Annotated in this window: 16 protein-coding genes and 2 pseudogenes; 8 read left to right on the top strand and 10 right to left on the bottom strand. The window is 71.1% G+C overall.

The window, feature by feature from the left end:
- Positions 1-3 precede the first annotated feature (3 nt).
- Positions 4-744, top strand: coding sequence for a TIM barrel protein (locus ACGFY5_RS10185; RefSeq protein ID WP_392719258.1), 741 nt, complete (start codon positions 4-6; stop codon positions 742-744).
- Here ACGFY5_RS10185 and ACGFY5_RS10180 read toward each other — a convergent pair.
- Positions 720-953 (bottom strand): annotated as a pseudogene (locus ACGFY5_RS10180) (VOC family protein); the annotation flags it as partial. The gene ACGFY5_RS10185 and the pseudogene ACGFY5_RS10180 sit on opposite strands and share 25 nt — an antisense overlap.
- Positions 954-1,090: 137 nt before the next feature.
- Here ACGFY5_RS10180 and ACGFY5_RS10175 point away from each other — a divergent pair.
- Complete coding sequence (locus ACGFY5_RS10175) at positions 1,091-2,383, top strand: LCP family protein (protein ID WP_392719257.1); 1,293 nt, start codon at positions 1,091-1,093, stop codon at positions 2,381-2,383.
- Here the strand turns inward: ACGFY5_RS10175 and ACGFY5_RS10170 are convergent.
- On the bottom strand, positions 2,373-2,927 hold the full coding sequence (locus ACGFY5_RS10170; RefSeq protein ID WP_392719256.1) for a TetR/AcrR family transcriptional regulator: 555 nt from the start codon (positions 2,925-2,927) through the stop codon (positions 2,373-2,375). The two genes, ACGFY5_RS10175 and ACGFY5_RS10170, sit on opposite strands and share 11 nt — an antisense overlap.
- An 86-nt stretch (positions 2,928-3,013) precedes the next feature.
- Here ACGFY5_RS10170 and ACGFY5_RS10165 point away from each other — a divergent pair, with 86 nt between their 5' ends.
- Positions 3,014-3,853 (top strand): aldo/keto reductase, encoded by an 840-nt coding sequence (locus ACGFY5_RS10165; RefSeq protein ID WP_392719255.1) that lies wholly within the window; start codon positions 3,014-3,016, stop codon positions 3,851-3,853.
- Positions 3,854-3,930: 77 nt separating this feature from the next.
- Here ACGFY5_RS10165 and ACGFY5_RS10160 read toward each other — a convergent pair whose 3' ends face one another.
- The 3 genes from ACGFY5_RS10160 to ACGFY5_RS10150 all read right to left on the bottom strand — a co-directional run bounded on the left by ACGFY5_RS10160 (position 3,931) and on the right by ACGFY5_RS10150 (position 5,595).
- A complete protein-coding gene (locus tag ACGFY5_RS10160) occupies positions 3,931-4,818 on the bottom strand; it encodes a DMT family transporter (protein ID WP_392719254.1) in 888 nt (295 codons plus the stop codon).
- Between the two features lie 91 nt (positions 4,819-4,909).
- Positions 4,910-5,350, bottom strand: coding sequence for a hypothetical protein (locus ACGFY5_RS10155; protein ID WP_392719253.1), 441 nt, complete (start codon positions 5,348-5,350; stop codon positions 4,910-4,912).
- Positions 5,347-5,595, bottom strand: coding sequence for a hypothetical protein (locus ACGFY5_RS10150; RefSeq protein WP_392719252.1), 249 nt, complete (start codon positions 5,593-5,595; stop codon positions 5,347-5,349). The genes ACGFY5_RS10155 and ACGFY5_RS10150 overlap by 4 nt, the downstream gene beginning before the upstream one ends.
- A 111-nt stretch (positions 5,596-5,706) precedes the next feature.
- Between ACGFY5_RS10150 and ACGFY5_RS10145 the strand changes: the two genes are divergently transcribed.
- From ACGFY5_RS10145 to add, 3 genes are read left to right on the top strand one after another with little or no spacing between them, the layout of a single operon-like run.
- Positions 5,707-6,144 carry a MarR family winged helix-turn-helix transcriptional regulator gene (locus ACGFY5_RS10145; protein WP_392719251.1) on the top strand — a complete coding sequence of 146 codons (438 nt, stop codon included), beginning with the start codon at positions 5,707-5,709 and terminating at the stop codon, positions 6,142-6,144.
- Positions 6,145-6,159: 15 nt separating this feature from the next.
- Positions 6,160-6,735, top strand: coding sequence for a cysteine hydrolase family protein (locus ACGFY5_RS10140; RefSeq protein WP_392719250.1), 576 nt, complete (start codon positions 6,160-6,162; stop codon positions 6,733-6,735).
- On the top strand, positions 6,728-7,819 hold the full coding sequence (gene add, locus ACGFY5_RS10135) for an adenosine deaminase (protein WP_392719249.1): 1,092 nt from the start codon (positions 6,728-6,730) through the stop codon (positions 7,817-7,819). The genes ACGFY5_RS10140 and add overlap by 8 nt, the downstream gene beginning before the upstream one ends.
- On the opposite strand, the pseudogene ACGFY5_RS10130 reads toward add, so the two are convergent.
- From ACGFY5_RS10130 to ACGFY5_RS10115, 4 genes and pseudogenes are all read right to left on the bottom strand, one after another.
- A pseudogene (locus tag ACGFY5_RS10130) lies at positions 7,757-9,073 on the bottom strand (phosphotransferase); the annotation flags it as partial. The gene add and the pseudogene ACGFY5_RS10130 overlap by 63 nt on opposite strands.
- On the bottom strand, positions 9,066-10,229 hold the full coding sequence (locus ACGFY5_RS10125; RefSeq protein WP_392719248.1) for an acyl-CoA dehydrogenase family protein: 1,164 nt from the start codon (positions 10,227-10,229) through the stop codon (positions 9,066-9,068). The gene ACGFY5_RS10125 and the pseudogene ACGFY5_RS10130, both read right to left, overlap by 8 nt.
- Positions 10,226-11,374, bottom strand: coding sequence for an alpha/beta hydrolase (locus ACGFY5_RS10120; RefSeq protein WP_392719247.1), 1,149 nt, complete (start codon positions 11,372-11,374; stop codon positions 10,226-10,228). Before ACGFY5_RS10120 ends, ACGFY5_RS10125 begins: the two co-directional genes overlap by 4 nt.
- Positions 11,371-12,444: a homogentisate 1,2-dioxygenase gene (locus ACGFY5_RS10115; protein ID WP_392719246.1), complete on the bottom strand. Its 1,074-nt coding sequence runs from the start codon at positions 12,442-12,444 to the stop codon at positions 11,371-11,373. The genes ACGFY5_RS10120 and ACGFY5_RS10115 overlap by 4 nt, the downstream gene beginning before the upstream one ends.
- 204 nt (positions 12,445-12,648) lie before the next feature.
- Between ACGFY5_RS10115 and ACGFY5_RS10110 the strand changes: the two genes are divergently transcribed.
- Positions 12,649-13,590, top strand: coding sequence for a zinc-binding dehydrogenase (locus ACGFY5_RS10110; protein ID WP_392719245.1), 942 nt, complete (start codon positions 12,649-12,651; stop codon positions 13,588-13,590).
- Positions 13,583-14,548 (top strand): RNA polymerase subunit sigma-70, encoded by a 966-nt coding sequence (locus tag ACGFY5_RS10105; protein ID WP_392719244.1) that lies wholly within the window; start codon positions 13,583-13,585, stop codon positions 14,546-14,548. The genes ACGFY5_RS10110 and ACGFY5_RS10105 overlap by 8 nt, the downstream gene beginning before the upstream one ends.
- Here ACGFY5_RS10105 and ACGFY5_RS10100 read toward each other — a convergent pair.
- Positions 14,491-15,186 carry a VOC family protein gene (locus ACGFY5_RS10100; RefSeq protein ID WP_392719243.1) on the bottom strand — a complete coding sequence of 232 codons (696 nt, stop codon included), beginning with the start codon at positions 15,184-15,186 and terminating at the stop codon, positions 14,491-14,493. The two genes, ACGFY5_RS10105 and ACGFY5_RS10100, sit on opposite strands and share 58 nt — an antisense overlap.
- Between the last annotated feature and the right edge of the window lie 62 nt (positions 15,187-15,248).

The following is a 15,248-nucleotide window of genomic DNA, read 5'->3' as shown; positions in this document are numbered from 1 at the left end:
ATCATGCTGACCGCCACCGTCGCCAACTGCTCCATCCTGTACCCGGGCCTGCCGTGGTGGGACGCTCCCGCTGCGGCGGCCCGGGACGGCTACCCGGCCGTCGAGTTCTGGTGGCCGTTCGCCGGTCCCGTCGCCTCCGACGTCGAGATCCGACGCCTGGGCGAGGCGCTGCACGACTCCGACGTCGAACTCGTCGCGATCAACACGTTCGCCGGGGACCTCACCGCGGGGGAGCGGGGCATCCTCTCGCACCCCCACCGCGTCAGCGAGGTCCGCGAAAACGCCGAAAGCGTCGCGCGCATCGACAGCGAACTCGGCTCGACGCTGCACAACGTCCTCTACGGCGAGCGCCTGGCGAACGTGTCGGCGGCGACCCAGGACGACACCGCCGCCGAGAACCTGGCCTACCTTCGCTCCGCGATCGGAGTTCCGCTGCTCGAGCCGCTCTCGGGCACCCGCCCGGACTACCCGATCCGCACCGCCGAGCAGGCCGTCGCCGTCCTCGACCGCGTCGGCATCGAGACCGGCCTGCTCGCCGACCTCTACCACCTGGCCGCCAACGACCAGGACATCCCGGCCACTCTGCGCGCGCACGCCGGGCGCATCGCCCACGTCCAGATCGCCGACTGGCCCGGCCGGCACCAACCCGGTACCGGCCGGATCCCGATCGCCGCACACCTCGAGCTTCTCGAGGCGCTCGGCTACTCGGGGCTAGTCGCTCACGAGTTCTCGCCGCTGCCGTAGGGCCGCGTGATCACCTCGAGGTAGTGACCGGCCGGGTCGAGGAAGTACACCCCGCGTCCACCGTCGTTGGTGTTGATCCGGCCCGGCTGTTGCCGGGCCGGATCTGCCCAGTACTCGCCGTTCCGGGCTGCGGCCATGCGGTCGAATATGCCGTCAAAGGCTTCTTCGGGGACGAGAAACGCGTAGTGCTGCGGGGTCACGTCCAGGTGCGGGGGGAGCGTGACGAGACCAGCCGTAATAACAAGCCCATACACACGACACCAACCCCACCTACCCCAAAACACCCGCCATCGGGGAGTCCGGCAGGATTGAATAAGCGACCGCACGGCAACCGTCTAGGTGGCGCGTGGTTCGTACCGTGTGCTTTTCCGGGAAGAAAGAGGTTCGTGATGCGTCTGCGGAACGTCCGGGCGGCCCGCACGCGGAAGGCAGAGCGCTGACCGAGCTCGGCTCGCCGGAGCGCACCGCCCCGGAACGAGCCGTCCGGACCGGCGGGCCCGTGGTACCGCCGCGGCGTCCTGGAGTCTGGCGCGGGGCGCCGCGCTGGATGTGGTTCGTCGTCGCGATCGGTGCGCTGCTGACGTTGTTCAGCGTCGGTGTGCTGGTCGGTCTGCCGGCGGCGATCAACCACTACACGGGCAACATCACGAAGGACGGCGGGCTGGGTGACGCCGCGGACCAGGGGCATTCGATCGACGGTCCGCTGAATCTGCTGCTGATCGGCACCGACGAGCGCCCCGACGCCCCGGACAACATCCGTGCGGACTCGATCATCGTCGTCCATGTGAACGCGGACCACACGCAGGCGTATTTGGCGTCGATTCCGCGTGACAGCCTGGTCGACATCCCGGAGTTCTCCGACACGCAGTACCCGGGTGGTCAGGACAAGATCAATGCGGCGTTCCAGTTCGGGTTCCGTTCCGGCGGTGGCAAGGCCAAGGGCATGGAGCTGCTGGCGAACACGGTCAGCGAGCTCGCCGGCGGCATGAAGTTCGACGGTGCGGCGATCATCAACTTCCAGGGTCTGCGGGGCATCGTGCGGGCGCTGGGTGGGGTGCGGATGTGCGTCGACGAGAAGGTGACGTCGATCCACGTCGGCTGGAACAAGACCACCGGCGAGGTGGGCGTCCCCTACTACATCAACGACGACGGGACGCCGGCCGGGTTGCGGGAGAACATGCAGCCGCAGGTGTACTGGCCGGGCTGTCACGAGTTCAAGGACTGGCAGGCGCTGGACTACGCCCGGCAGCGTGACCTGCTGGCCAACAACGACGGTGACTACGGTCGTCAGCGGCACCAGCAGCAGTTGATCAAGGCGATCATGCAGAAGGCGACGTCGGGTGGGGTGATCAGCAACCCGGCGAAGATCAACAAGGTGCTGGGGTCCCTGGGTGACGCGTTGACGTTCTACAACAACGACGTGTCGATCACCGACTGGGTGTTCACGCTCAAGGGCATCAAGCCCGACAAGCTGACGATGATCAAGACCAACGGCGGCAAGTTCAACGCCGAGGTGGTCAACGGCATCTGGTACGAGAAGCTCAGCGACACGAGCATGGATCTGTTGCGGGCGATGAACGACGACCGGATGGACGATTTCGTGGCGGCGAACCCGACGTGGGTGACGCCTACGACCTGACCGCGTCGAGGATGAGCGCGGTCAGGCGGGTGGTGCGGGTCGGGTCGTCGACGCTGGCCGCGAACGACCCGAGGGCCAGGACGACGACGTCTTCCGGGTCGACGTCGGCGCGGAGTGTGCCGGCGTCGGCGCCGCGGATCAGGATCGTGGCGGCGGCGGCGGTGATGCGCTGGCGGGTGGCCGGTAGGGCGATGCGGCCGGCTGCCATGGCGGTGCGGAGGGTCTCGGCCATGCCGCGTTTGGTCGTCACGAATGCGGCGTAGCGCTCGAGCCAGGCGCGCAGGGCGTCTTCGGGCGGGTGGTCGCGCAGGAGCGCTTCCGCGCTGTCGACGACCTCGTCGAGTTCGGCGGCGTAGACGGCTTCGATGAGGTCTTCCCGGGTGGGGAAGTGCCGGTAGAGCGTGCCGATGCCGACGCCGGCCGCGCGGGCGATGTGTTCGAGCGCGACGGTGCCGTCGGCGTCGGTGAACGCGGTACGGGCGGCGCGCAGGATCGTGTCGCGGTTGCGCTGGGCGTCGGCCCTCGGCTTTTTTGCGGTGGGCAAAACGGAGGACCCTCCGGTAGTCGTGCTACGGTCGATTTAGCGGAGGCTCCTCCGCTTCTGGTGATTCTACGGAATGGCAGCTTTCCATGACAGTTACTCCTGCCGGGGGAACCGGCAGCCTCGGCGACCTCACGGTGTCCCGGATCGGGTTCGGCGCGATGCGCCTCGAACGCCTCCGTGCCGACCGCGACGCCGCGATCGCGGTACTGCGCCGGGCCCGCGAACTGGGCGCCGATCACGTCGACACCGCACAGTTCTACGGCGACGGCTTCGTCAACGAGCTCATCCGCGACGCCTACGACCCGTCCGACGGTGTCGTGGTCGTCAGCAAGATCGGCGCGGAGCGGCTGCCCGGCGCACCGGTTCCGCTGCGTGCCGCGCAGAAGCCCGCCGAGCTGCGGGCAAGCGTCGAGGACAACCTGCGCAGCCTCGGCATCGACTCGATCCCGGTGGTCAACCTGCGCCGTATGGACCGCGCGCCCGGCATCACCGCGACCGGTGACCAGGTCGTCGACGTCGAACACCAGCTGGCCGAGATGACCGCGCTGCGCGAGGAAGGCAAGATCGGCGCGATCGGCCTGAGCGGCGTCTCCCTCGACGTCCTGCGCCGCGCACTGCCCGCGGGCATCGTCTGCGTGCAGAACGCGTACAGCGTCGTCAGCCGCGAAGACGAAGACCTTCTGCAGTTGTGCACCGAGCAGGGCATCGCCTGGGTGCCGTTCTTCCCACTCGGCGGCGCGGTCCCCGGCCGGCCACGGGTGGACGACGACCCGGAGCACGTCGCGCGCGCCCGTGAACTGGGCGTGACGCCCGCGCAGTACGCGCTGGGATGGCTGCTGGGGCATGCGCCGAACATCCTGCTGATCCCGGGCACGGCGTCGCTCCCGCACCTGGAGGAAAACATGGCCCTGCCAGTAGTCAGGTAATAACAAGCCCATACGCTCGAATAGACGCCTCGAACAGCGAAAAGCAACCGACGGCGACACTCACTGTCTTTCGGTCTTCACCGCTTTCGGGAGAGGCCTACGCCGAGGAGGCAGACGGCTCCGCCGACGAGTGCGAGTCCGGCGGGTGTTTCGTCGAGTGCGATCCATCCGCCGAGGACGGCGAGCGGCGGGACGACGTAGGTGGTGATGCCGAGTCGTCCGGCGTCGGTGCGGGCGAGGGCGTATCCCCAGGTGCCGAATGCGAGCGCGGTGGGGACGAGTCCGAGGTACACGAGCCCTGCGGTGGCTCCTGCTGGTGCGTCGGTGAGTTGGTGGGTGAAGGCCGGTGCCCAGGGCAGGCAGGTGATGGTGCCGATGGCGCAGGCGAGCCAGGTGACCTGGAGGGCGGGGAGGCGCCGGAGGGTGGGTTTCTGGGCGAGGACGCCGATGGCGTAGGTGATCGCGGCGACGATGAGCAGTACGACGCCGAGGGCATCGGCGTGGCTGTTGCGTGCGGACGGTATGCCGATGAGGACGACGCCGGTGAAGGCGACGCCGGCGCCGATGAGCAGCCAGCGTGGGAATCCTTCGTTGAGGAGGATTCCGGCGAAGAGGGCGATGAGGATGGGGCCGAGGTTGACGAGCATGGCGGCGGTGCCGGCGTCGACGCGTCGTTCGGCTTCGTTGAGGGCGAGGTTGTAGATGCCGAACCAGGCGATGCCGCAGAGGACGATGAGTGCCCATTCTCTCCGGGTGGGGGTGACCCAGCGGCGGGTGGCGGCGAGTGCGGCGCCGAGTGCGAGGGTGCCGACGGCGAGGCGTCCGAAGGCGAGGGGGCCTGCGGTGTAGTGCTGGCCGACCCAGCGGATGCCGATGAAGGCGGAGGCCCAGGCGAGGACGGTGAAGGTGATGGCGGCGAGGGTTTTTGCCTGGGTGGTGGTGCGGGGGGCGTCCGTGAGTGTCACGGGTCTCGACGTTAGGTCGAGTCCCGGTGGGTTGGCTGGCGGGTTTCGGTCGGGTGGCTGGTTGCTGACGAAGGTTGTCAGGCGTGGGTTGTCAGACCTGGAGCAGGGGCCAGTCGGTGCCGAGGAGTTTGCGGAGTGGTGCGGGTTCGCCGGTGACGACGCCGGCGGAGTGGCGCAGTGCGAGTTGGGCGGTGTGGAGGGTGGCGAGGGTGGGGCGGTGGCCGCCGGTGCCGGAGAGGGTGGGGGCGCTGTCGCGTCCGAGGAGGCGGGCTGCTTCGCCGTCGAAGGGTTCGACGAGGAGGGCGGCGGCGAGTGCGCCTCCGGTGAGCAGGTCGAGGACGTCGGCTTCGCCGTGGTCTAAGCCGCAGTAGGCCTCGGCGAGGACGAGTGGGCTGACGGCGATGGCCTGGCCGCGTTCGAGGATGGAGGCGACGAGTGAGGGCGCGAGGAGGTCTTTGCTGGTGGCGTAGGCCGTGAGGGGGTGGTGGTCGAAGATGAGTCCGACTTGGCTGACGGTTCTCGCTGCGGTCACGCGTGTTGGGTGATCTGTTGTTTCCAGGCGGCGATGTCGTCGAGGAAGCGTTCGGCGCGTTCGCGGTCTGGTGGTTCGGGGTTGCCGGTGCGGGCGAAGACTTCGTCGAGTTGGCGGAGTTGTTCTTCGCGGCGGGCTTGGTGGCGGATGGCGTCGGTGACGTAGCCGGAGACGCGGCGGGCGCCGACGCGTTCGAGGTGGGCGGCGACGTCGTCGGGGACGCTGATGGTGATCCGCTTGGTCACACTGTGAGGGTAACGCCGTCATACTCGGTGCGCGAATTTCTGCCGTCGTTACGTTACGCAGTCTTCAGGTTGGACTGGTCAGTTCAGACTGAAGGTTTTACGGTGTGGGGCATGGACGACTCGGCGGTGCGGGCCGCTCGGGACGTGCAGGCGACGTTCAGTCGTCTGCGTCGCCGTTGGCGGGACGAGATCGATGTGCGGGATCTGACGCCGTCGCAGACGTCGGTGCTGCTGGTGCTCGGCAAGGAGGGCCCGGCGTCGGGTAGTGCGCTGGCGGCGAAGGAGGGTGTGCGGCCGCAGTCGATGGCCGCGACGCTGTCGGCGCTGGAGGCGCAGGGCCTGGTGCGCCGGGATCTGGATCCGGGTGACGGGCGGCGGCAGGTGGTGTCGCTGAGCGCGGCGGGCCGTTCCTGGTTCGACGGCAGCCGGTCCGCCCGGGAGGAGTGGCTGGTCGTCGGGTTGCGGGAGCGGTTGTCGGAGGACGAGCGGCGCACGGTGATCGCGGCGATGGCGTTGCTGGACCGTGCGGCTCGTCCGTCCCCCTCGTAGAGAAGAGAGTGTTTCGTGCCGGTGAGTGTGCTCGACGGGAACGTCGCGCTGGTTGTGGTCGATCTGCAGAATGCCACGGTGGCGCAGCCGGGCCTGGCGCCGTTGTCGGGTGCGGAGGTGGTGGCGAATACGGTGCGGCTGGCGGAGGCGTTCCGGGCGGCGGGTCAGCCGGTGGTGCTGGTGCGTGATGTGTCGCTGGACGGCAGCGACGGGGTGCCGGGGCGGTCGGAGTTCGGGTCGGGCGCCGGGCGGGTGTTGCCGGAGGGGTGGGATGCCATCGTGCCGGGCCTGGAGGGTGATTTCGTGGTGTCGAAGCGCAACTGGGGTGCGTTTTACGGCACGGAGTTGGACGACCGGTTGCGGCGGCGGGGTGTGACGCAGGTGGTGGTGGCGGGGGTGGCGACGAGCATCGGCGTGGATTCGACGGCGCGCGGCGCGCACGAGCGGGGCTACCACGTGGTGGTCGTGTCGGATGCGGTCACCGACGTGAACCGGCAGGCGCACGAGCTGGCGGTGGGGTGGACGTTTCGGATCCTCGGGGAGCTGGGCACGGTCGCGGAGATCGGTGCGTTGCTGGAGCAGCGTGCGTGATCTGACGCGGTTGCCGAAGGCTCACCTGCACGTGCACCTGGAGTCGGCGATCCGCCCGGGAACCCTGGCCGAGTTGGCGGCGGCGCACGGGGTGGTGCTGCCGGCCGGCACGTCGTTCGACGGGTTCGCGGCGTTCGCCGAGCACGGGGCGCTGGTGCGTTCGTGTCTGCGGGAGCCCGGGGATTTCGCGCGGGTGGCGGAGGAGTTCTGCGCGGACGAGGCGGCGCAGGGCGTCGGCTACGCGGAGGTGACGTTCACCGCGGCGGCCCACGGGGAGCGTCTCGGGGACTCTGTGATGCCGTTGGAGGCGGTGCTGGCGGGTCTTGCGGCCGGGCAGGCCGCGCACGGGATCGTGGTGCGGGTGCTGCTGGATCATTCCCGCCGTCGCCCGGTGGCCCGGATGCGGGCGACGCTGGAGCTGGCGTTGCGGTATCCCGAGGTGGTGGGGCTGGGGGTGGCGGGTGACGAGTCGTATCCCCTGGCCCCGTTCGCGGGGGTGTGTGACGAGGCGCGGGACGCCGGGGTGCGGTTGGTGCACCATGCCGGGGAGGCGTGCGGGCCGTCGTCGATCCGGGAGGCGTTGACGGTCGGGCACGCCCGGCGGCTGGGGCACGGGATCCGGATTCTCGAGGACGGTGAGCTGGTGGCGTCGGTGCGGGTGCCGTTGGAGGTGTGTCCGTCGTCGAACGTGGCGCTGGGCCTGGTTTCGTCGTGGGCGGAGCATCCGTTGCCGCGGCTGATCGACGCCGGGCTGGTGGTCACGCTGAACACCGATGTGCCCGCGGTGATCGGCGCGACCCTGACCGGTGAGTACGCGCGGGTGCGTGAGGTGTTCGGTGCGTCCGACGCGGAGCTGGCGGGGCTGGCGCGAGCGGGTGTGGATGCCTCCTTCGCTGATGCCCCGGTGAAGGAACGCCTCCGTGCCGGTGTCGACGGTTGGCTACTCGGCGGGCTGGCCCAGGTAGCGGGGGTTGGCGACGAGGAGTTTGTCGCGGAGGGCCTCCACGACGGCGGTCGAGAGCTCTGGGGTGGTGTCGCCGGCGCGGATGCGGGTGGCGATCCCGGCGTCGTCGGGCACCCCTAGGAGGTGCAGGCGTTCGGCGTGCCGGGCGGCCAGCTGGGGGCCGAGGATGATTTCGCGGCGGGCGATTTTCAGGGCGTTGGCCGCGACCCGGGTGAGGTAGGTGTCGCCGAACTTCCCCGTGGTGAGGGCGTCGCCGACGGCGGTGAGCAGGTGCCCGGCGTCCGGGGCGTCGTGCGGGCCTTCCGCGGTGTGGCGTGGGGTTTCCTCGCGCAGGACGTCGGCAGCGGGTTGGGGGGTGCACGCGCCGAGGGCGAGCAGCAGGTCGTATTCGGCTTCGGCGACGCGGCGGCCGATGACGGCGTGTTCGAGCGAGTCGCGGGTGCCCCGCAGGTATCCGAGGGCCTGGACCCGGCACAGCAGCACCCACCGCAGTGTTCCGTACACCTCCCACCAGTGCAGTTCGGTGAGGGTGGGGGCCCAGCCGGCGGTGCGCCGGTACCCGGCGAGGAGTTGTTCGCGGGTGCCGAAGCCACCCACGGGGGGTGCGGCGCCGAACCGCCACGCTTTGACGCAGAGCCAGCCGAGGTCTTCGGTGGGGTCGCCGCGGTGGACCAGTTCCCAGTCGAGGACGGCGCGTAGCCCTTCGGTGCCGACGAGGACGTTGCCGTTGCGCAGGTCGCCGTGGACGAGGGTGCCGGTGCGCGGTTGGGGGCGCTGGTGGGTGAGCCAGGCGAGGCCGAGTTCGACGGCGGGGCGGGGGGTGTCGTCGTCGGCGATCTCGCGGAGCAGGGTGAGGGGGTCGGAGCCGGGGAGGCCGGGGATGGTGTCGGGGTCGATGGTGTGGATGCGGGCGGCGAGGGTGCCGAGGGTGTCGGCGAGGGACGCGCGGACGGCGGCGTAGGCGTCGTCGCGCAGGAGGCGTTGCGGGAGGGCTTCGCCGTCGACGTGGCCCATGAGCAGGTAGGGGTGCCCGTCGAGGGTGGGGCCGTCGTCGACGACGACCGGGACGGGGACGTGGGCGGCCGCGGCGGCGCGCTGGGCGGCGGCTTCGCGGGCGAGGCCGTCGGGGGCGCCGAGCAGGTCACGGCGCAGCACCAGGTCGCGGGTGTTCTCGCCGGCGCGTACGGCCACGCGGAGGGTTTCGCGGCTGGCGCCGCCGGTGAGCAGCCGTGGTTCGGCGACGGTGACGCGTTGTCCCCACAGGTGCGTCAGCCGTGCCCGCAGCGCGTCCCGGACGGTGCTGCTCGCCGCGGTGGCCGGGGTCGCGGCCGGTGGCGTGTGTCCGCCGACCGGTGGTGCGGCGCGGTCAGTCATTGTCGCCGCGCAGCCAGGGGGCGCGGCGGGGGTCGGCGAGCAGGCGGCGGGCGACGGTCATGCGGTGCACCTCGTCGGGGCCGTCGTAGATGCGCGCGTAGCGGGCTTCGCGGTACATCTCCTCCAGGGGCGTGTCGGCGGTGACGCCGAGCGCGCCGTGGACCTGGATGGCGCGGTCGATGACGTCGTGCAGGACGCGGGCGACCCAGAACTTCGCGATGGCGATCTGGTCGCGGGCGCGTCCGTCCTGGTCGTAGGCGTCGGCGGCGTCGAGCACGAGGAGGCGGGCGGCCTGGATGTCGGCGGCGGATTCGGCGATGTAGCGCTGGATCTCGCCTTTCTCGCCGAGGACCGAGCCGTGGGCGTAGCGGGTGCGGGCCCGTTCCAGCATGAGTTCGAACGCGCGCTGGGCCTGGCCGAGCCAGCGCATGGCGTGGAAGATGCGCCCGGGGCCGAGGCGGATCTGCGCGACGTGGAATCCGCAGCCGCGCTCCCCGAGCAGGTGGTCGGCGGGGACCCGCACCCCGGTGAGGCGGATCTCGCAGTGGTCGCCGTGGGTGGTGCCCATCGTCGGGACCACGCGCACGATCTGGAAGCCGGGCGTGCCGGCGGACACGACGATCGCGGAGAGCGCCTGGTGGGGGTCGGTGCCCTCGGGTTCGGTGCGGGCGAAGATCGTGGTGAACGCGGCGCCGGACGCGCCGGTGGTGAACCACTTGTGGGCGTCGACGACCCATTCGTCGCCCTCGGGGCGGGCGGTGGCCTGGATGAGGGTGGGGTCGGAGCCGGCGACCTCGGGTTCGGTGAGCCCCACCGACGGCATGATGTCGCCGGCGACGAGCGGTTCGAGCCAGCGTTTCTTCTGTTCGTCGGTGCCGAAGCGGTGCAGCATGATCGAGTCCTGCATGGACACGGTGCCGAGGGCGAGCTGGCCCCACTTGGAGCGGCCGATGTGTTCGTTGACGAGGACGAAGTCGCCGAAGGACAGGCCGCCGCCGCCGAGTTCGGTGGGGTGTCCGAGCGCCCACAGGCCCTGGTCTTTCGCGCTGTGTTTCAACCTGCGGAGGGGCTCGCCCCCGTTCGCGGCGTTCAGTTCACGCTCCGCGGGAACGACCTCGTCGTCGATGAACGCGCGGACGGCGGATCGGATGCTCACCGGGTGCCTCCCAGGTTGCGGGCGGCCAGCCACTGGCTGACCACGTGCACGGCTTCGGCCAACCGTGGCCGCTGGTTTTCTCCGGCGTAGTAGTGCGTGGCGCCCTGCACGGTGTGCCGGGTCTTGTCCGGGTGGCCGATCGCGTCGAACAGGCGGGTGGTGTGGCTGGGGGTGCAGGCGTCGTCGGCGCTGTTGCCGATCACCAGCGTCGGCACGCCCACGTCGGCGGCGCAGCGCACCCCGTCGCCGAGCGCGTCGTCGTAGCTCCACTGCGACAACCACGAGCGCAATGTGGTGAAGCGGGCCAGGCCGACGGGGCCGTTGTTGACGATCCGCGGGTCCCCCAGGTAGCAGCGGCCAGGTTCGCGGTCGTTGGGGTCGACGGCCGGGTCGAGCCACCGCGGGTCGGCCATCGTGCCGTGCACCACGAACCCGCGTTCCTCGTCCGGGCCGAGGCGTTTGAGCTGGTCGTGGACCCAGACGGTGATGCGCCGGTTGCGGGCGACCTGCGCCGCCCGGTACACGGCGAGGAACTCGTCGCGGTAGGGCGGGCGCGCGGCGTCGTACAGGTCCAGTTCGGGGTCACGCACCGACGGGTCGGTCTCGTCGAGGACCGACGCGTCCAGCCATTCGGTGAGGGTGCCGTGGCGGCTGACGTGCGCGGCGAGCAGCAGCATCGCGTCGGCCGGAATCAGACCGAGGGCGGTGAGATCGGGCGGCCCGCCGCCGGGCGGAGCCACGACGGTGGGGTGGCGGGCCTGTTGCTGGTAGTACAGCGACAGCGCGCCTCCTCCGGACCACCCGGCCAGCACCACCTGTGCGTAGCCGAGGCGGTGTTTGGCGTCGCGGACGCACGCGCCGAGGTCCTCGACGACCTTCTCCATGATCAGCGCCGAATCGACGCCCCGGTAGCGGCTGCCGCAGTAGATGACGTGATGCCCGGCCTTCGCCAGGGCGGTGACCATCGGCAGGTAGGCGCCGCCCCCGATGGGGTGCATGAACACCAGCACCGTGTCACTGGGCGCCGGGGGACGCAGGAGGTAGCTCTCGAGGGCGACGATCTGCCCGGCGCCGCCGTAGGTGTCGCGGTGGGTGGCGGAGTCGGGGAACACCACCAGGTACGGGACCCGCTCGTAGGAGCTCACCGGCGGGCCGCCGCCGTGGGCACCAGCCGGCGCCGGGTGTCGATCGCGATGATCCGCCACTCGACGCGGTCGTAGTCGGCGAACGTGCGGCGGGCACGTTCGCGGGCGGCCTCCGGGGCGCCGTGGTGCAGGCCCTGCGGGGTGTGCGCGAGCAGCCCGGGTGGGACGTCGACGCCGAAGACGCTGCCGCCGTGGAAGAACGCGACCTCGTCGTGGTCGGCGTTGCGGTGGTACCACGGATACCGTTCGGTGCCCGGCACGCCTTCGGCGGGGCGCGGCAGGAAGTTCAGCACCGCCACCCCCGTGGCCTGCAGGAACAGGTGCACGGTCGGGGGCAGGTGCACCGCGTCGCTGGTGATGACGGTGTAGTCGGCGACGTTGAACACGAACGGGAAGTTGTCGCCGCGCCACCCTTCGGCGTCGCACGGGTCGTGCGGATAGAACAGCCTCGTGGGTCCGCCGTCGTGGTAGAGACGCACCTCGTACTCGTCGCGGCCGTCGTCGTCGATCGCCCGGGCGTCGGGGACGGTGACCAGCGCCGGGTCGAACGGGAAGTGCCGGCCCAGCGCCCCGGCGGGGGGTGTGCGCAGTTCGTCGGTGGTCTCCAGCACCAGCGCGGTCGTGGGTTGCGCCGGGACCTGCCGGTGGGTGGTGGCTTTCGGCAGGTACACGTAGTCACCCGGCCGGTAGGGCAGGTCCCCGAACTCGGTGACGAACACCCCCCTACCGGCGTGGATGAAATAGAGCAGGTCACCGTCGACGTGCCGCACGTAGAACGGGTGCGGGGCAGTGCGGGCGCTGACCGAGATCCGCACGTCCGGGTTGGTGAACAGCAGCAGCGGAATCCCCGCCGCGTCGGTCGCGTCGCTGGGCTGCAGGGTGCCGACGAGCAGGTCGGTGCCGGCCAGCGGACCCTCCACCCGGAACGCGGTCGGGTCGTGGCGGCGGTAGAGGTGCGCGGTTCTGCCGGTGAACCCCGACCGGCCCAGCTCGTCGTCCTTGAGACCGTCGAGGTCGGCGTGGATCCGCCGCGGGGTGGTGCCGCGTCGTAACTGGACGAAGGACTCCATCGCGCGCTCCCTAGCTCGGGCGGCTCCCAGGCAACCACAGCACCCCACCGTTAGTAAACCGCCGTTCACAGCTGGATCGGTGTAATCGCCCGGCCGCGCGGCCGGGGCACGGGCGTCGCTGGGGCTGCCCCCGGTAAGCGCACCCTTTTCCCGGTCACCGAGGTCTACCCACCGACCGACGTACCGACCGGAGAAGGACCGAGCATGCGCGCGCTGCAACAGACCACCCTCGACGGGCCGCACGGACTCCAGCTGATCACCGACGCCGACCTTCCCGACGCCGGGCCGGGTGAGGTGCTGGTCCGGGTCACCGCCGCGGGCGTCAACTACCGCGACGTCCTGCAGGCCTACGGCACGTCCCCCGGCGGACCCGCCGCGCCGTTCGTGGCCGGGTTCGAAGCCGCCGGGGAGATCGTCGCCGGGCCCCGCGCGGGTGAGCGCGTCACCGGCGTCGGCGCGGGCACGTTCGCCGAGTACACGGTGCTGTCCTCGGCCATGCCCGTGCCCGAGGGGTGGAGCGACGCGCAGGCCCTGGGCCTCACGGTGAACTGGCCGACCGCGCTGGCAGCCCTCCGCGGCCTCACGCAGGGACAGACCGTTCTCATCGGTGCCGCCGCGGGCGGTACCGGGCAGGCCGCCGTGCGGCTGGCCAAGCACTACGGAGCGACGGTCATCGCCACCGCCTCGCCGGCCAAACACGCCACCGTGCGGGCATCGGGCGCCGACCACATCCTGGACTCGCACCGTACCGACCTGCCCGGCGCGGTGCGGGACCTCACCGGTGGGCACGGCGCCGACCTGGTGCTCGAGTCCGGCGGCGGCCCCTCGTTCGCGGCCGCCCTGGCGGCGGCCCGGCGCGTCACCGGGCGTGTCGTCGTGTTCGGCTTGCCCGGCGGTACCGCGTCGCTCACCAACGAGCACTTGGTCTACGTCGATCAGGTGCAGGTCATGGGTTTGAACATCGGGGTCCTGGCGCAGGCCGCGCCGCAGGTCTTCGGCGAGGTGATGGGCGAACTCGCCGCGCTGCTGGCCGCCGGCGTCCTCACCCCCACCGACCCCACCCCGTACGCCCTGGCCGACGGCGCGCAGGCCCTCGCCGACCTCGAAGCGCGGACTACCATCGGCAAACTGGCTTTGGTTGTCTGACTCCGTGGCCGACTTCGCTGCCGACACCGAACGGTTCCGCCGGGAACTGCTGGCGCACTGCTACCGCATGGTCGGCTCCCCGCACGACGCCGAGGACCTCGTCCAGGAAACGTACCTGCGGGCGTGGCGTTCCTACGACCGGTTCGAACACCGCGCGTCGGTCCGGTCCTGGCTGTACCGCATCGCGACCAACGTGTGCCTCACCGCGTCGCGGACCCGGCCCGTGCGGGTGCTGCCCTCCGGACTCACCGGCACCGACGACGGCGTCAGCTGGCTGGAGCCGCTGCCCGACGCGTGGATCGGCGACCCCGCGTGGATCGACGATCCGGCCACCACCGTCGTCACCCGCGAATCGCTGCGGCTGGCGCTGATCGCCGGCCTGCAGCACCTGCCCGCCCGCCAACGCGCCATCCTCCTGCTCCGCGACGTCCTCGCGTTCTCCGCTGTGGAGACCGCCGAGATCCTCGGCACCACCACCGCCGCGGTCAAAAGCGGCCTGCACCGCGCCCGCACCCGCCTCGACGAACTGCGCCCCCACCCCGAGGAGCTCCTCGAACCGTCCGATCCGCGCGCCCGCGCCCTCCTGGAGGCCTACATCACCGCGTTCGAACACTCCGACGCGGCGCTGCTCGAAACCGTGCTGCGCGCCGACGCGACCTTGGAGGCCACGCCGTTCCGCGACTGGCAGTCCGGCCGGGCCGACTGCATCCACCTGCTCGCCACCCACGTCCTCGGCGCACCCGGCGACTGGCGGCTGACCCCCACCGCCGCCAACGGCCACCCCGCCGCCGTCGTGCACCACCGGTCGCGTCCCGACGGGGTGGTCGTGCTGGAAGCCACCCCCACCGGGGTGTCGCGCGTGATCAAGTTCCACGACCCCACGTTGGTCGCGGTGTTCGCTCAACCGAGGACGCAGAACTCGTTGCCCTCCGGGTCGGCGAGCACCGTCCACGGATAGTCGTCGAGGTTCTCCGGTGTGGCGCCGAGGCCCCGCAGCCGGGCGACTTCCGCGCTCTGCGCGTCGACCGGCGACGGCAGCAGGTCCAGGTGGGCGCGGTTGAACGCGTCGCCGACGTGGGAGGCGCGGTGGAACTCCAGCCACGGGCCGGTGTTCGCCCTGAGACGTGCTACTTCGTCGGTGGCCTCGTGGATCGTCCAGCCCAGTGCCGCACCCCAGAACGCGGCCAGCGCGCGCGGGTCCGCGCAGTCGACGACGATCGCGGCGATCGGCCCGGTGTCGCCGTACTCCGCGCGGGGTTCCGGGACGCAGAACACGGCGCCGTCGGGGTCGGCCAGCACCGTGGCTCCGGCGACCGGCGTCGCCCCGAGGGTTGTCAGGTGCGTGAGCAGTTCGGCGTGCTGCGCCGGGGAGGTGGTGGCGAGCTCCAGGTGCGCCCGGTCCCGGACGGTTCCCGGGTCGGGGACCGGGATGAAGTCCAGGCACACCAGCCCCGGCACCGGCCATCCCGTACCGGCCGGGCGGACGCTGGTGCCGTGCCCGTCGAACGCCTCCCAGCCGAGCGCGGCGGCCCAGAACCGCCCGGATGCCGCGGGGTCGCGGACCTTCACGTTCACCTGCGCCAACCGCGACACCATCCCGGCATCCTAGCCACCGGTCCTGTCGTACCAATGTGACCCGCACCGGGCTCTCGATGGGT

Origin of the sequence: Cryptosporangium sp. NPDC048952, assembly GCF_043197895.1 — a bacterium.
Lineage (GTDB): Bacteria > Actinomycetota > Actinomycetes > Mycobacteriales > Cryptosporangiaceae > Cryptosporangium.
This window is presented reverse-complemented; position numbering and strand designations above follow the sequence as displayed.